At 69.4% G+C, this 14,646-nt stretch carries 9 protein-coding genes; 5 read left to right on the top strand and 4 right to left on the bottom strand.

Annotation, left to right across the window (positions count from 1 at the left end; translation table 11 throughout):
- Positions 1–68: 68 nt before the first annotated feature.
- Both mfd and G3580_RS10175 read right to left on the bottom strand, forming a co-directional pair.
- Entirely contained in the window at positions 69–3,503 is a 3,435-nt protein-coding gene (gene mfd, locus G3580_RS10180; protein ID WP_173765188.1) for a transcription-repair coupling factor, read from the bottom strand.
- Between the two features lie 85 nt (positions 3,504–3,588).
- The gene (locus tag G3580_RS10175; RefSeq protein ID WP_173765186.1) at positions 3,589–4,020 is read right to left on the bottom strand and encodes a hypothetical protein; all 432 of its coding nucleotides are present in this window, start codon (positions 4,018–4,020) and stop codon (positions 3,589–3,591) included.
- Positions 4,021–4,165: 145 nt separating this feature from the next.
- Here G3580_RS10175 and G3580_RS10170 point away from each other — a divergent pair, with 145 nt between their 5' ends.
- The gene (locus G3580_RS10170) at positions 4,166–4,486 is read left to right on the top strand and encodes a hypothetical protein (protein ID WP_173765184.1); all 321 of its coding nucleotides are present in this window, start codon (positions 4,166–4,168) and stop codon (positions 4,484–4,486) included.
- Between the two features lie 129 nt (positions 4,487–4,615).
- Positions 4,616–5,722: a trypsin-like peptidase domain-containing protein gene (locus tag G3580_RS10165; protein WP_173765182.1), complete on the top strand. Its 1,107-nt coding sequence runs from the start codon at positions 4,616–4,618 to the stop codon at positions 5,720–5,722.
- A gap of 8 nt (positions 5,723–5,730) precedes the next feature.
- On the opposite strand, the gene G3580_RS10160 is transcribed toward G3580_RS10165, so the two are convergent.
- Both G3580_RS10160 and imuA read right to left on the bottom strand, forming a co-directional pair.
- On the bottom strand, positions 5,731–8,895 hold the full coding sequence (locus G3580_RS10160) for an error-prone DNA polymerase (RefSeq protein WP_173765180.1): 3,165 nt from the start codon (positions 8,893–8,895) through the stop codon (positions 5,731–5,733).
- 1,411 nt (positions 8,896–10,306) lie between these two features.
- Positions 10,307–10,972: a translesion DNA synthesis-associated protein ImuA gene (gene imuA / locus G3580_RS10150; protein WP_228720629.1), complete on the bottom strand. Its 666-nt coding sequence runs from the start codon at positions 10,970–10,972 to the stop codon at positions 10,307–10,309.
- A gap of 307 nt (positions 10,973–11,279) precedes the next feature.
- Here imuA and G3580_RS10145 point away from each other — a divergent pair, with 307 nt between their 5' ends.
- The 3 genes from G3580_RS10145 to G3580_RS10135 are packed head-to-tail and all read left to right on the top strand — an operon-like array spanning position 11,280 to position 14,642.
- Positions 11,280–11,825 carry a MarR family winged helix-turn-helix transcriptional regulator gene (locus tag G3580_RS10145; RefSeq protein ID WP_173765176.1) on the top strand — a complete coding sequence of 182 codons (546 nt, stop codon included), beginning with the start codon at positions 11,280–11,282 and terminating at the stop codon, positions 11,823–11,825.
- Positions 11,818–13,086, top strand: a complete 1,269-nt coding sequence (locus G3580_RS10140; RefSeq protein ID WP_173765174.1) for an HlyD family secretion protein — start codon at positions 11,818–11,820, stop codon at positions 13,084–13,086. Before G3580_RS10145 ends, G3580_RS10140 begins: the two co-directional genes overlap by 8 nt.
- Positions 13,086–14,642, top strand: a complete 1,557-nt coding sequence (locus tag G3580_RS10135) for a DHA2 family efflux MFS transporter permease subunit (RefSeq protein WP_173765172.1) — start codon at positions 13,086–13,088, stop codon at positions 14,640–14,642. Before G3580_RS10140 ends, G3580_RS10135 begins: the two co-directional genes overlap by 1 nt.
- Positions 14,643–14,646: the final 4 nt, after the last annotated feature.

Here is a 14,646-nt window from a genome sequence, read left to right as displayed (position 1 = left end):
CGCGGAAGCCAAAACGCGTATTTTAACGCGGAAATGCGACAGGACCGGGGCTTGCGTGCGGTTTCCCCTCAGCCCGACACCAGGCCCAGATCCTTGAGCAGGGTGCGCACGGCGGCGCTGCGCTGCTTGACGCTCGGCGCGTCGATGCTCCGCACCAGCCGGTCCTGGCCGGCCATGCGGGTGTTGCGGTCCTTCTGCACCAGCTCGATCACCTTGATCGGCTCGATGGGCGCATGCGGGCCGAACTGGATCGACAGCTGGGATTCGGCCGCGTCGAGCTTGAGCACGTCCAGGTCCTTGAGGGCGACGCGCAGCCGGTGGGTCTCGAGCAGGGCCACGGTCTGCTCGGGCATGTCGCCGAAGCGATCGATGAGCTCTTCCTGAAGCTGGCGCAGGGTGGCCTCGTCCTCGGCGTTGGCGAGGCGCTTGTAGAGGGTGAGGCGTTCCTGCACATCGGCGCAGTAGGCGTTGGGCAGCAGCGCCGGGGCGTGGAGGTTGATCTCGGAGACCACCTCCAGCGGCTGCGACAGGTCCGGTTCGCGCCCGGCCTGCAGATCCTTGACCGCGCGCTTGAGCATCTCGGTGTAGAGCGAGAAGCCGATCTGCTGGATGTCCCCCGACTGGCTCTCGCCCAGCACCTCGCCGGCACCGCGGATCTCCAGATCGTGCATGGCGAGGAAGAAGCCGGAGCCGAGGTCTTCCATCATCGAGATCGCCTCGAGGCGTTTCTGTGCCAGAGCACTCGGTTTGGCGTGCGCGTCGGTGAGCAGGTAAGCGTAGGCCTGGTGGTGCGAGCGGCCGACGCGGCCGCGCAGCTGGTGCAGCTGGGCCAGGCCGAAGCGGTCGGCGCGGTTGATGATGATGGTGTTGGCGGTGGGAATGTTGATGCCGGTCTCGATGATGGTGGTGCACAGCAGCAGGTTGGCGCGCTGCTGGGTGAAGTCGCGCATCACCCGCTCCAGCTCGCGCTCCGGCAGCTGGCCGTGGCCGACCACGATGCGCGCCTCGGGCAGCAGTTCGGTGAGCGCCTCGCGCATGTTCTCGATGGTGTCCACCTCGTTGTGGAGGAAGTACACCTGGCCGCCACGCTTGAACTCGCGCAGCACGGCCTCGCGCACGATGCCCTTGCTGTGCCGTTGCACGAAGGTCTTGATGGCGAGGCGCTTCTGCGGCGCGGTGGCGATGACCGAGAATTCGCGCAGGCCCTCCATGGCCAGACCGAGCGTGCGCGGAATCGGGGTGGCGGTGAGGGTGAGGATGTCCACTTCGCTGCGCAGCTGCTTGAGGGCCTCTTTCTGGCGCACGCCGAAGCGGTGTTCCTCGTCGATGATCACCAGCCCGAGACGCTTGAAATTCACGTCCTTCTGCAGCAAGCGGTGGGTGCCGATGATGATGTCGAGCTTGCCCTCGGCCAGTTCCTTGATGGCCTGGGCCTGTTCCTTGGCACTGCGAAAGCGCGACAGCTCGGCAATGCGCACCGGCCAGTCGGCGAAGCGGTCGGAGAAGGTCTGGAAATGCTGTTCGGCCAGCAGCGTGGTCGGCGCCAGCACCACCACCTGTTTGCCGTCGGCCACGGCGATGAAGGCGGCGCGCAGGGCCACCTCGGTCTTGCCGAAGCCCACGTCGCCGCATACCAGCCGATCCATGGGCCGGCCGGCCTTCATGTCGGCGACCACGGCGTCGATGGCGGCCTTCTGGTCCGGCGTCTCCTCGAAGCCGAAGGCTTCGGCGAAGGCATCGAGATCGTGGGCCTTGAAATCGAAGCGATGACCGGCGCGGGCGGCGCGCTGGGCATACAGGGCGAGCAGCTCGGCCGCGGTGTCGCGCACCTGCAGGGCGGCTTTCTTCTTCGCCTTCTCCCACTGCCCGGAGCCGAGCCGGTGCAGGTCCACCGCCTCGGGGTCGGCGCCGGCGTAGCGGGTGATGACATGCAACTGGGAGACCGGCACGTAGAGCTTGTCGCCGCCGGAATACTCCAGATGCAGGAACTCGGTGTCGCCTTCGCCCAGGTCCATGTGGATGAGACCCAGATAGCGACCGACGCCGTGGGAGACATGCACCACCGGATCGCCCACCTTGAGTTCGGACAGGTCGCGCAGCCAGCCCTCGACCGTGGCCTCGCGGCGGCTGTCGCGGCGGCGCGGGGTACGCGCGGTGTTGGCGTAGAGCTCGGTCTCGGTGAGGAAGGCCAGCCCCGCCTCCGGCAACAGGAAGCCGGCGGCCAGCGGACCGACGCTCAGGCACACCGGCTCGCGGCTCTCAAGAAAAGCGTCGAGTCCGTCGCAGGGGGTGAAGGTCAGCCCGTACTCGGCGAAATACTCGGCCATGGTCTCGCGTCGGCCGGGCGACTCGGCCAGCAGCAGCACCCGGCCCTCGTAGGTATTCAGCCAGGTCTTGAGCGCATGCAGCGGATCGGCGGCCTTGCGCTCGACCGCAATCGGCGGCACCGGTGCCGCGGCCACCGCCTCCGGCGTGCCGCCGATGAGGATGCGCGCGTGGGTGCCGGCGCGGCTGAAGAACTGCTCCTGGTCGAGAAACAGCGCCGAGGGCGCGAGCACCGGGCGGCTGCGGTCGCCCGCGAGCAGCTTGTGGCGCGATTCGGTGTCGCGCCAGAAGTCGGCGATCGCCGCCGGCACGTCGCCATGCAGCACGATGCGGCTGTGCGCGGGCAGGTAGTCGAAGAGGGTGGCGGTCTCGTCGAAGAACAGGGGCAGGAAGTATTCGATGCCGGCCGGCGCGACGCCATTGGAGACGTCCTTGTACACGCCGACCCGGCTGGGGTCGCCTTCGAACTGCTCGCGGAAGCGGCTGCGGAAACGGGTGCGGCCGGTCTCGTCGAGGGGGAATTCACGCGCCGGCAGCAGGCGGATCTGGTCCACCGGATACACCGTGCGCTGGGTGTCCGGGTCGAAGGTGCGGATGGTGTCCACCTCGTCGTCGAACAGGTCGATGCGATAGGGCAGCGGCGAGCCCATGGGGAACAGGTCGATCAGGCCGCCGCGGACGCTGTATTCGCCCGGGCTGACCACCTGGGTCACATGGGCGTAGCCGGCCAGGGTCATCTGGTCGCGGAAGGCCTCGCCGTCGAGGCGCTCGCCGCGCTTGACGAAGAAGGTGTGCGCGGCCAGATAGGCCGGCGGCGCGAGCCGGTACAGCGCCGTGGACGCGGGCACCAGCACCACATCGGCCTCGCCGCGGGTGATGGTGTAGAGGGTGGCGAGCCGTTCCGAGACCAGATCCTGGTGCGGCGACAGGGTGTCGTAGGGCAGGGTCTCCCAGTCGGGCAGCATGCACACCCGCAGTTCGGGGGCGAACCAGGCCAGCTCCTCGTTCAGTCGCAGCGCGTCCAGGGGGTTGGCGGTCACCACCAGCTGCATGGTGTCGTGCTCGAGCGCGGCCATGGCCAGGGCGTCGGCCGATCCGGCCAGGCGGGGCAGGTCCACCCGCTGCCCGGGGCGGGGGGCGGCGAAGGTGTCGAGGATGGACAGCAGTGGGTGAGGCATGACGGCGCGCGGTGACACAGGGGCTGCCGATTATAAGGGACGCGCCGGCGTCCCGCCCCGCGATGGGGTCGAGCGCGGCGCCGGGTCAGGCGGCCTTGAGGTAGGCCTCGAGCGCCTCGTCGAACTCGATGAGGTGGTCATCCAACGCCGCCTGGACCCGGTCGATGCCTTCGATGGCGACGAGGCTGTTGCCGTCGTCCGCAAAGATCGCCCGCAGCTGCTGCAGCTGCTCGCCGATCCGCGCATGGGCCCGGTTGTGCGCGATGCGATGCTCGGCGGGCACCTCGTCTTCCATGCACTGGGATTCGAGCAGATTGTGCTTGAGCGTCACCTGCACGAAGGTGTGGATGAGCTGCTCGACATTGCTGCGGCACAGGGTGCGGCGGTTGGGGCGGCACTGGTCGCAACTGTCCACGGCGCCGCGTGACACGCACAGGCCGGCAATCTGGCGGATCAGGGCGTCCATGTAGGCGTGGTCGGCATGCAGCTTGGCCAGGGTGTTTTCGGAAATGGTCATCGTCGGGTCGGGGAAGGGTGAAAATCGAGCGTTTTCTTCTCACGGTGGTCCACCGCGGCCATCGGGTCAAGTGCATGGTTGCGGGGCACGTGCCTCCGATCGGTGATAGCGTGTAGGTCGAATGTGTTGTCTTGCAGGAACCAGAATGCGAATCGACCCGGAACAGATGCGGTTTTTCAATGGCTTTGGGCGTCGCCGCGCCCAGCCCATGGGCCCCTGGCAGAAGATCGTGGCCGGCATCGTCGGTGCCGGCGTGTTCGTGCTGGCGCTGATGTTCTCCGTGGTGCTGTTCGCCGCCGTCGTCACCATCGGTCTGCTGGTGTGGGGCTACGTGTGGTGGAAGACGCGCGCCGTTCGTCGGCAGATGCGCGACAATCCGCCCGACGGCCTCGTCATCGAGGGCGAAATCATCCGCGAGGGGCGCCCCGAGGATGTCTCGGACGAGACCCCGCCGCCGCGCCGATAGGCGGGACACCCGCGCCCGGCACGCTCAAGTTGTCGGCCTGGATGCCGAACTGAACTGAGCGGTTGTATCCCATCATCACGACCCTGGCGATCGGCCGGGTCGTCTCATCGCCGGATCGGATCACGAGACATGGAATGTCCCAAGTGCGGCCACGTGCAGGACGACGACACCCAGTGCGCGGCCTGCGGGCTCTACTTTGCCAAGTACGAGGCCTGGCTGCAGGCGCGTGAGGCGCGGGCGGCCGAGCCGGCCGCGGAGGACAAGCCCGGGCTGCCGTGGCTGCGGATCGGCCTCGGGCTGATCGTGTGTGCGGGCGTGGTCTGGGCCTTGACGGGCAAGGACGCCCCCGTGGCCGACACGCCGGTGGCAAGTGCGTCCGTGCCGCCTCCGGAGGCGGCCGCCCCGTCGAGCGGCGGTCTGCGCGCCCGGCTGCAGGCCTCCCATGCGCCGGGCAACGCCATCGAGGCGGCGCGCAACGCCACGGTGTTCATCCAGACCCCCTGGCATGCGGTCGGCTCGGGCTTCATCGTCAGCCCCGACTGCCGGGTGGTGACCAACCGCCATGTGGTCCATTTCGACGTGCAGCGGGCCCGGGCGGCAGCCAGCGATCCGCGCCTGGTGGCGGCGGAGATGGCCCGGCAGCGCAGCGAACTGATGGCGCGGCTCGGCCAGATGCGCGAATCGCTGCGCGAGGCGGTGCGGAGCTTCGGCGAGCGCAGCGGCGAGGCGGTGACCCTGCGTTTGAAGATCGACCGGCTCAAGGCGCAGTTGAGCGACGTCCCGGCGCGGGCGCGCGAGGCGCTGCTGGACGAAGTGAGCAAGGCCGAACTGTATGCGCGCACCGCGACCTACACGGTGTCACTGGTCGATGGCAGCGAATACACGGTCAATCGGGTGGACATGTCCAGCGACCAGGACCTGGCCAGTTTCCGCCTGCCGGCCGCCGATTGCCCGTTCATCCCACGGGGCCGCAGCACCGGGCTGCACCAGGGCGAACGCCTCTATACCGTCGGCAGCCCGCAGGGGCTGACCTACACCGTGACCGGCGGCATCTTCTCCGGCTATCGGGAACACGACGGGGTGCGCTATCTGCAGACTGACGCGCCCATCAATCCGGGCAACAGCGGTGGCCCGCTGATCACCGAGCGGGGGGACGTGGTGGGCATGAACACCGCCATCCTGCAGGGCGCGCAGGGCATCGGCTTCGCCATTCCGGTGGAATCGATTCCGCAGTAGCGCGGCAATCAGCGGAAGTCGCGGCTTTGGGTGTCCAGCGCGCCCAGCCAGGCGTCGAGCCCCACCAGTCGTTTGGCGAGCACATGGATGACCCGCCCCTCGCGCTGCAGCAGGCCATAGACCCCCAGCAGGCGCGTGCCCAGCAGCTCCCGGCGCTGGCGCTCGGCCAGCGCGGCATGGACGATGACGTTGTGCATGCCGGTCTCGTCCTCCAGGGTCACGAACACCACGCCACTGGCGGTGCCCGGCCGTTGCCGGCAGGTGACGATGCCGGCCACCCGCACCAGCGCGCCATGATCCCGCGTCAGCAGATCGCGGGCCCTGAGAAAGCGTGCGGCCGTGAGCCGCTCGCGCAGCAGGCTGAGGGGATGACGGCCGAGGGTGAAGCCGAGGCTGGCGTAGTCGCTGACCAGGGATTCTCCCTCGGCTTGCGGCGGCAGATGCACCGCCGCCTCCTGCGGTGGCGCGGTGTCGAACAGGTCGCCCTGGCGATGCAGGCCGGCCGTGGCCCACAGGGCGTCGCGTCGATGCCCGCTCAGGCCCTGGAGGGCATCGGCGGCGGCGAGCCGGTCGAGGTCGGCCCGGCCCAGCCCGGCGCGGGTGGCCAGATCGCTCAGCGATGCGAACGGCGCCTGCTGGCGGGCCACCTCGATCCGTTCGCCGGCGGCCTGGTTCAACCCCTTGATCTCCCGCAACCCGAGGCGCACCGCCGGGCGTGGGGCGCCGTTCAGATGCAGGGCGCTGTCCCAGCCGCTGTGACAGACGTCCACGGGCAGCACCTGCACCCCGTGGCGGCGGGCGTCCTGGATCAGTTGCGCCGGGCGGTAGAAACCCATGGGCTGGCTGTTGAGCAGGGCGGCCAGGAAGGCCTCGGGTTCATGGCGCTTGAGCCAGGCCGAGGCATAGGCGAGCAGGGCGAAACTGGCGGCATGGGATTCGGGAAAGCCGTATTCCCCGAACCCCTCGATCTGGCGACACAGACTTTCTGAAAATTCAACTGGATATCCGCGTTCCTTCATGCCGATTCTCAACTTTTCCTTGAACTGCTGCATGTGCCCCTTGCGCCGCCACGAGGCCATGGCCCGACGCAGCTCGTCCGCCTCGCCGGGGGTGAAACCGGCGGCCACCTCGGCCAGCTTCATCACCTGTTCCTGAAAGATGGAGACGCCCAGGGTGCGTTCGAGCACCGCGCGCACCGGCTCGGGCAGCCGCGCCAGCTCGCGTGCGGCCATGGCACGGTCGTTGCGGCGGGCCAGATAGGGATGGACCATGTCGCCCTGGATCGGCCCGGGGCGCACGATGGCCACCTGCACCACCAGATCGTAGAACCGGCGTGGTTTGAGGCGCGGCAGCATGGCCATCTGGGCGCGCGATTCCACCTGGAATACGCCCACCGAGTCGGCCGCGCACAGGGCGTCGAAGGTGGCCGTGTCCTTGGGGGGGATGGTGTCCAGCGTCAGCGTCGTACCGCGCCACCGATTGACCATCTCGAGCGCCCGGCGGATCACCGACAGCATGCCCAGCGCCAGTACGTCCACCTTGAGCAGGCCGAGGGATTCCAGATCCTCCTTGTCCCACTGGATCACCGAGCGTTCGGCCATGGCCGCGTTCTCCACCGGCACCAGGCGGGCGATGGGGCCTTCGGAGATGACGAAGCCGCCCACGTGCTGGGAGAGGTGGCGGGGAAAGCCGACCAGCTGCTCGGTGAGCGCCAGCCACTTGGCCACGCGCGGGCCATCCGGATCGAGGCCGATGTCGCGCAGGCGGGCGGGGAGCTGATCGCGTTTGTCCCACCAGGCCATGGAGCGGGTCAGGGCGCTGATCTGCTCCCCGCTGAAGCCCAGCGCCCGGCCCACGTCGCGCAGTGCGCTGCGGGTGCGGTAGCGGATCACCGTGGCGGCCAGCGCGGCCCGCTCGCGCCCGTACTTTTCGTAGATGTGCTGGATGACGATCTCGCGTCGCTCGTGCTCGAAGTCCACGTCGATGTCCGGCGGCTCGTTGCGTTCCTTCGAGAGGAAACGTTCGAACAGCAACGAGGCCCGTTGCGGATCGACCGCGGTGATCCCGAGCGCGTAGCACACCACCGAGTTGGCCGCCGAGCCACGCCCCTGGCACAGGATGCCCTCGCCGCGCGCGAAGCGGACGATGTCGTACACGGTCAGGAAGAACGGCTCGTAGCGCAGCTCGGCGATCAGCGCCAGCTCCTTTTCCACCGTCTGGCGCACCGCTTCGGGCACGCCCCGGGGGTAGCGCCAGCGCAGGCCGGCCTCGGTCTCGTGGCGCAGGTGGCTGGTGGGGGTCTCGCCGGGCGGGACGATTTCCTGCGGATACTCGTAGCGCAGTTCGTCCAGGGAAAAATCGCAGCGGGCGACGAGTTGCGTCGTCTCGGTCAGCAGTTCGGGTGGATAGAGCCGCGCCAGACGCAGCGGATGGCGCAGGTGGCGTTCGGCGTTGGGAAACAGCCGCTGCCCGGCCTCGAACACGCTGACCCGGTGGCGCAGGGCGGTGAGGATGTCCTGCAGGGGGCGGCGGCCGCGCCGGTGCATATGCACGTCGCCCGTGGCCACCATGGGCAGTCCGGCGGCGTCGGCCAGCGATGTCAGGCGGGCGAGGCGGCCCCCGTCGTCCGGCCCGCTGTGCAGCTCCACCGCCAGCCAGCCACGACCGCGGAAGCGCTCGGCAAACCAGCGGGCGTCCGCGTCGGTGGCGCTGTCGTGGGCAATCCACAGCGCCAGGCAGTCGGGCATCACCGCGGCCGGAGCCAGGCCCTCCAGATCGCCGCGGCTGAGCTGGTATTCGCCTTTCGGGGCGCGCCGACGCCCCAGGGTGATGAGCGCCGAGAGGTTGCCGTAGCCGGCCCGGTTGCACGCCAGCAGGACCAGCTTGAATCCACATTTGAGCGTGAATTCAGAACCATAAATCAATTTAAAATCAATTTGTTTAGGCGTTAAGTTAATGTTGTTTGTCGCTTCTTTCAGGCCTTCGTGTGCCCGCACCGCACCGGCCAGCGAGCACTCGTCGGTGATGGCCAGGCCGGCATAGCCGAGCCGGATCGCCTGGGCCACCAGTTCTTCCGGATGGGAGGCGCCGCGCAGGAAACTGTAGTTGGAGAGGCAGTGCAGCTCGGCGTAACGCGAGGGGCGCTCCTGGCGCGATTCAGTCGAAATAGCCATGCAGCCACCAGCCGTGCGCATCGCGGAACACCCACAGCCAGGCGCCGGCCGGGGTGGCGGCCACGAAGTAATCGCGGCGGACATCCCCCGTCGCGGCGTCGGTCGCCTCGCCCTGGTCCCACCAGCCGCTCTCCAGCCGTTCGGCGCGGGTGAGCAGGCGCAGCGGCTGGCCGGCATGGGTGGGGCGGCCGGCGTGTTCCTGCAGGGGCGGGGCGGCGCCTCCAGCCACAGGGGGCGGGCCTGCCCTGCGGTGGCCGTGCCACTGTCGCCGGGCCAGTCGACGGCGACGCTGGCGCACTCCGGCCGGTGCTCGGCCACGGCACGCAGGCCATGCACCGCCGCCGCGCCCAGGCGGGCGCGCAGGCGTTCGACCACCGGGGCCAGGGCACCGTCGTCCTGCTGGCCGAACAGCCGGGTGTTGCTGCCGGGCAGGTCCTGTGGGGCATCGGCCTCGAGGCTCAGTTCCAGCACCGGCGCGGCCAGACGATGATGTTCGAGCCGCTCGCGGGCCACCCGCAGCAGGCGTTCGGCGCTGCGGGTGGGGGTAGCGAAACCGAGCACCAGCCGGGTGGGGGGCAGATCCTCGTGCTGCATCACCAGCACGCAGGCGCCGATGCCGGCCTGGCGGGCCTCGAGCCAGCCGGCCAGGGCCAGGAGCAGGCGGCGGGCGGCGAACAGCAGGCGTTCGGCGTGCTCCACCTTGGCGGGCAGTTCCAGTCGCTGCGAGAAGCGTTCGGGAAAATCGAAGGGCGGACGCGGGTCGGGGATCTGCCCCCGGGCCTGGGCCAACTGCAGGGGCAGCTCGGGGCCGAAGCGGTGGCCCAGGGTGGCCGAAGGCAGGGGGTAGAGCGCGCCGATGGTGTGCAGGCCCAGGGCATGCAGGCGCCTCAGGGGCGCTTCGGCCAGGGCCAGGACCTCGACCGGCAGCTCGGCCAGGGCACTTTCCCAGGCGTCTCCGGTATGACCGATGCGGCTCAGCCAGCTGGCGGCGCGCGGCGTGGGCGCCAGCCCGAGGCGTACGCTCAGGCCCTGATCGGCCAGCCCCTGGCGCACGCCATCGAGGATGACATCGAGGCCGCCGAAATAGTGCAGGCAACCGCCGATTTCCAGCAGCAGCCGGTCCGGTGGCTCCAGGCTCACGCCGGGCGTGAAGTGACCCGCCCAGCAGGCCAGGGTGGCCAGAGCATCGGCTTCGTGTCCGGGCTGGCGTTCATGGGGACGCAGCCCCGGCACCAGGGCCAGGGCATCGGCCAGACGCATGCCGGGGCGCAGGCCCGCTTCGGTGCCGAGCGTGTCTGCCGCCACGATGCGCTGGCGTGCGATGGCCGCGGCCGGCGCGGGCAGGGCGAGGACCTCGACGGGCAGACGGAACAGATGGAGGGCGAGCCAGAGTGGCGGCATGGCGCACCCCTCAGGCCTCGATGCCGGCCGGCGCCGCGGCGGCAGCCCCGGTCGTGCGCCGGCTCAGCCGCCGCCAGGGCAGGGGGCGGTCGATCGACAGCTCCAGCGGCGCGGCCAGCGGTGGCCCCCGGCGCTTGAGGATGTCCACCTGCAAGCCGCGCGGACTGCCCGTGAGGGCCATGCGCAAGGGGGCGGGCGAGGGCTGCCGGGTTGCCGAGATGGGGCGGAATACCAGGCACAGGCTCTCGGTGTGCCCGGCGGCGACCTGCAGCCGGCGCAACTGGCGCGGATGCGTGCCCGGCAGCCAGGCCAGCAGGGCGGCGAGGGCCTGGCTGCCGAGCAGTTGCTCGCAGGCCCAGGCGGCATCCTGTCCGCTCGCCTGGACGATCAACAGGCGGGAGAGGGGGATGCCATGCGCCAGCCAGGCCGGTGCATGGACCCGCCCGGGCGGGGCGACCAGCACGATCCAGCCCGCCGAGGCCTCCAGCGTCCGCAAGGCGGGCAGGACCAGGCTCACCTCGCCCAGGCCGCGCATGGGGCTGAGGATTTCGCTCAAGGCGCCGCGCGGCCAGCCGCCCTCCGGCAAGACGGCATCCAGGGCGGCGAAACCGCTGCGGACACCGGATGCGTCGGGCGTGACGAAGTCCTGACCGCGCCACAGATCGGTACGGGTCAACAGGGCATCGAGCGTCAACGGCTGGACGGACATGTGGGGCGGAAAAAGACAGGATCGAGACTGTAATTATTTACAGCTTGGCGACGGAGTCAAGTCCGCGCTCCCGACAGGGGCGGTTGGCGCCGACGTCATGGAGGCGTCAACGCTGCTTCGGCGCGATTCCGTTTGAACGGAATGCGCACGACACCCTGGCCAAGTCTGTTCCAGCCCGCTTGGGCTTTCTCAGGCGTGACGCGAAACACACCCGAATGCAGGGCTGCGCAAGCCGTGATATGGTTACGTGCGTAACTATTACTCGAGTAATCACATGCTCGCGATCAAGCAATTCGAAGCGCGGATCCAGGCGGTGGCCGAACACCACCCGGCCATGCCGGTCGATGCGGTCAAGCTGGTCCGTTTCGCCCTGTTTCTCCAGCGCCGCGTGGAGACCTGCATGGCGGCCATCTTCGCGTCCCATGGGCTGAGCCATTCGGCGTGGTCGCTGCTGATGATGATCTACAGCTCGCCGCGCCGCGCCATCAGCCCGTCCTGCGCCAGCGAGGCGCTCAACCAGTCGCGCGCCCACATGACCCGGATCACCGACGAGCTGGTCCGCGGGGGCTGGGTCGAGCGGGTGCCGCAACAGGGCGACCGCCGTGCCATCGACATCTGCCTGAGCGAGGCGGCCGAGGCGCGCCTGCGTGATGCCTTGCCGGCGGTCTGGGCGGAATACGAGCAGATGCTGGCCTGTTTCGATCCCGATGAGCGGGCACTGCTCGGCGGTTTGATGCGCAAATGGATCGCCCACCTGGAAGACCGGATCGAGGCGTTGCCGGATGCCGGCGCCCAGTCCGCGGAGGCACATCATGAGTGAGCACGCGACTAGCGCGAACCCGACCCCACCCGCACCGAACGGCAAGCGCCGGCGACGGGCGCTGGTGGCGCTGGCCCTGGGGTTCGCCACGATCGGGGTCGGGGTGGCGGCGTGGTGGTTTCTCATCGGCCAGTACCGGGTGGTGACCGACAATGCCTACGTGGGCGGCAACGTCATCCAGATCACGCCGCAGACCGCCGGGACGGTGGTGGCGGTGCAGGCCGACGACACGGACCTGGTCGACAGCGGCGCCGATCTGGTGGTGCTCGACGATGCCGATGCGCGCATCGCCCTGCAGGCGGCGGAAGCGGCGCTGGGCGAGGCGGTGCGCAGCGTGCGCGGCCTGTATGCCGGTACCGGCCAGTCGCGCGCCGTGGTGGCGCAGCGCCAGGCCGACCTGGAGCGGGCGCGCCAGGAGGCCACGCGTGCCGACGCGGAGCTGAAGCGCTCACGCGACGATCTGGCCCGCAAGCAGGCGCTGTTCGATGACCATTTCATTTCCGCCGACGCCCTGCAGTCGGTGCGCACGGCGACACAGGCGGCCGAGGCGGCCAGCGCGGCGGCGCATGCGGCGGTCAGCGAGGCCCGCTCGGCGGTGGTCCAGGCGCAGGAGCAGCAGACCGGCGCCGATGTGCTCGTGGACAACACCTCGCTAGATCGGCATCCGCGCGTGGCGGCAGCGGCCGCCAAGGTCCGCGAGGCCTATCTGGCGTTGGCGCGCACCCATGTGCGCTCGCCCGAACGCGGCCATGTGGCCCGGCGCACCGCGCAGGTGGGCGAGCGGGTGTCGCCGGGCGAAGTGCTCATGGCGGTGGTGCCGGACGAGCAGATGTGGGTGGATGCCAACTTCAAGGAAACCGAGCTGGAGAACGTGCGCATCGGCCAGCCGGTGCATCTGCGCTCCGATCTGTGGGGCTCGGACGTGGTGTACGACGGCAAGGTGGTGGGGCTGTCGCCGGGCACCGGCGGCGCCTTCGCGGTGCTTCCGCCGCAGAACGCCTCGGGCAACTGGATCAAGATCGTGCAGCGTCTGCCGGTGCGCATCGCCCTCGACCCCAAGCAGCTGGCCGCGCATCCGCTGCGGGTGGGGCTGTCCATGCGGGTCGAGGTGGACACCCACCGACGCAACGGCGACATGCTGGCGCGCACGCCGCGCACCGGCAGCGTGCATGAGACCGACATCTACGCGCGCCAGAGCCAGGCCGCGGACGCGCTGATCGCGCGCGTCATCGGCGCCAACCAGTCGGTGGCCATGCGCTGATGAGCGCCACCGCCCTGGCCCAGGCAGGTACGCCGGCGCGCGAGCTGAGCGGCGCAGAACGCGCCATCGCGACCGTGGCGCTGGGCTTCGGCTCGTTCATGAACATCCTCGACCTGTCGATCGCCAATGTCTCGGTGCCGGCGATCTCGGGCGATCTGGGGGTGAGCTACACGGTCGGCACCTGGGTCATCACCTCGTATGCGGTGTCCGAGGCCATCATGCTGCCGCTGACCGGCTGGCTCGCGCAGCGCTTCGGCCAGGTGCGCATGTTCGTGATGGCGACCCTGCTGTTCACCCTGGCCTCGATGATGTGCGGCTTCTCGCCGAGCTTTCCGGTGCTGCTGGCCGCGCGGGTGATGCAGGGCGTGGTGGGCGCGTCGATGATTCCCCTGTCGCAGACCCTGCTGACCGGGCTGTATCCGCCGCAAAAGCGCGGCATGGCGCTGGGCTTGTGGTCGATGACCACCATTCTCGCGCCCATCGTCGGCCCGCTGGCGGGCGGCTGGCTCACCGAGGCGCTCAGCTGGCACTGGGTGTTCCTGATCAATCTGCCCTTCGGCCTGATGGTGGCCGGCGTCGTGTGGACCCTGCTCGGCCAGCGCGACACCCCGCGCATCAAACGCCCGGTGGACCGCATGGGGCTGGTGCTGCTGGCCATCGGCGTGGGGGCGCTGCAGATCCTGCTCGACAAGGGCAACGAGCTCGACTGGTTCGGATCCGGCGAGGTCATCGGCCTGGCCTGCATCGCGGTGGTGGCGCTGAGTTTCTTCGTGGTGTGGGAGCTGACCGCCGAACACCCGGTGGTGGAGCTGCACCTGTTCGCACGACGCAACTTCGCCATCGGCGCGGTGTGCCTGATGCTGGGGAGCATGGCCTTCTTCGGCACGGTGGTGCTGATTCCCCTGTGGCTGCAGGCCTTCCAGGGCTATACGCCGCTGTGGGCGGGCAAGGTGGTCGCCTTCGGCGGGGTGTTCGCAGTCATGCTCGGGCCGGTGGTGGGCAGCAACATCCACCGCGTCGACGCGCGCGCCATCGCCACCTTCGGCTTCACCACCTTCGCGCTCGTGGCCTTCTGGAGCACCCGCTTCACGCCCGACGTGGACTACTGGACGGTGGCCACCGCGCGTCTGCTCATGGGCATCGGCATCAGTTGCTTCTTCCTGCCGCTGGTGACCATCAACCTGTCCGGACTGCTGCCGACCCAGATCGCGGCGGCGACGGGCCTGTCGAACTTCATGCGCAATCTCGGCTCGAGCTTCGGCACCGCCATCATGGTCTCGCTGTGGGATCACCGCACCATCGCCCACCATGCCGATCTGGCCGAGCGGGTCACCCCTTACGATGCGCCAGCGCGGGATTATCTGGCCCAACTGCACGCCCTGGGCCTGAGCGACACCCAGGCCTGGGGGCAGATCGAACACACGATCACGGCCCAGTCCTCGCTCATGGCGACCAACGACGTGCTGCTGGTGTGCGGCCTGATCATGCTGTGCCTGATCGGGCCGATCTGGCTGACGCGCCCGCCCTTCACCGTGCGTGCGGGCAGCGATCACTGAGTCC

Source organism: Nitrogeniibacter mangrovi (assembly GCF_010983895.1).
GTDB lineage: Bacteria > Pseudomonadota > Gammaproteobacteria > Burkholderiales > Rhodocyclaceae > Nitrogeniibacter > Nitrogeniibacter mangrovi.
Note: the sequence above shows the minus strand (reverse complement) of the source record. Positions and strands in the feature narration are given on the sequence as shown.

Coding starts and splice junctions, on each gene's coding strand:
- mfd (WP_173765188.1), bottom strand. CDS start 3,503: ATGCCTCACCCACTGCTGTCCATCCTCGACACCTTCGCCGCCCCCCGC.
- G3580_RS10175 (WP_173765186.1), bottom strand. CDS start 4,020: ATGACCATTTCCGAAAACACCCTGGCCAAGCTGCATGCCGACCACGCC.
- G3580_RS10170 (WP_173765184.1), top strand. CDS start 4,166: ATGCGAATCGACCCGGAACAGATGCGGTTTTTCAATGGCTTTGGGCGT.
- G3580_RS10165 (WP_173765182.1), top strand. CDS start 4,616: ATGGAATGTCCCAAGTGCGGCCACGTGCAGGACGACGACACCCAGTGC.
- G3580_RS10160 (WP_173765180.1), bottom strand. CDS start 8,895: ATGGCTATTTCGACTGAATCGCGCCAGGAGCGCCCCTCGCGTTACGCC.
- G3580_RS10145 (WP_173765176.1), top strand. CDS start 11,280: ATGCTCGCGATCAAGCAATTCGAAGCGCGGATCCAGGCGGTGGCCGAA.
- G3580_RS10140 (WP_173765174.1), top strand. CDS start 11,818: ATGAGTGAGCACGCGACTAGCGCGAACCCGACCCCACCCGCACCGAAC.
- G3580_RS10135 (WP_173765172.1), top strand. CDS start 13,086: ATGAGCGCCACCGCCCTGGCCCAGGCAGGTACGCCGGCGCGCGAGCTG.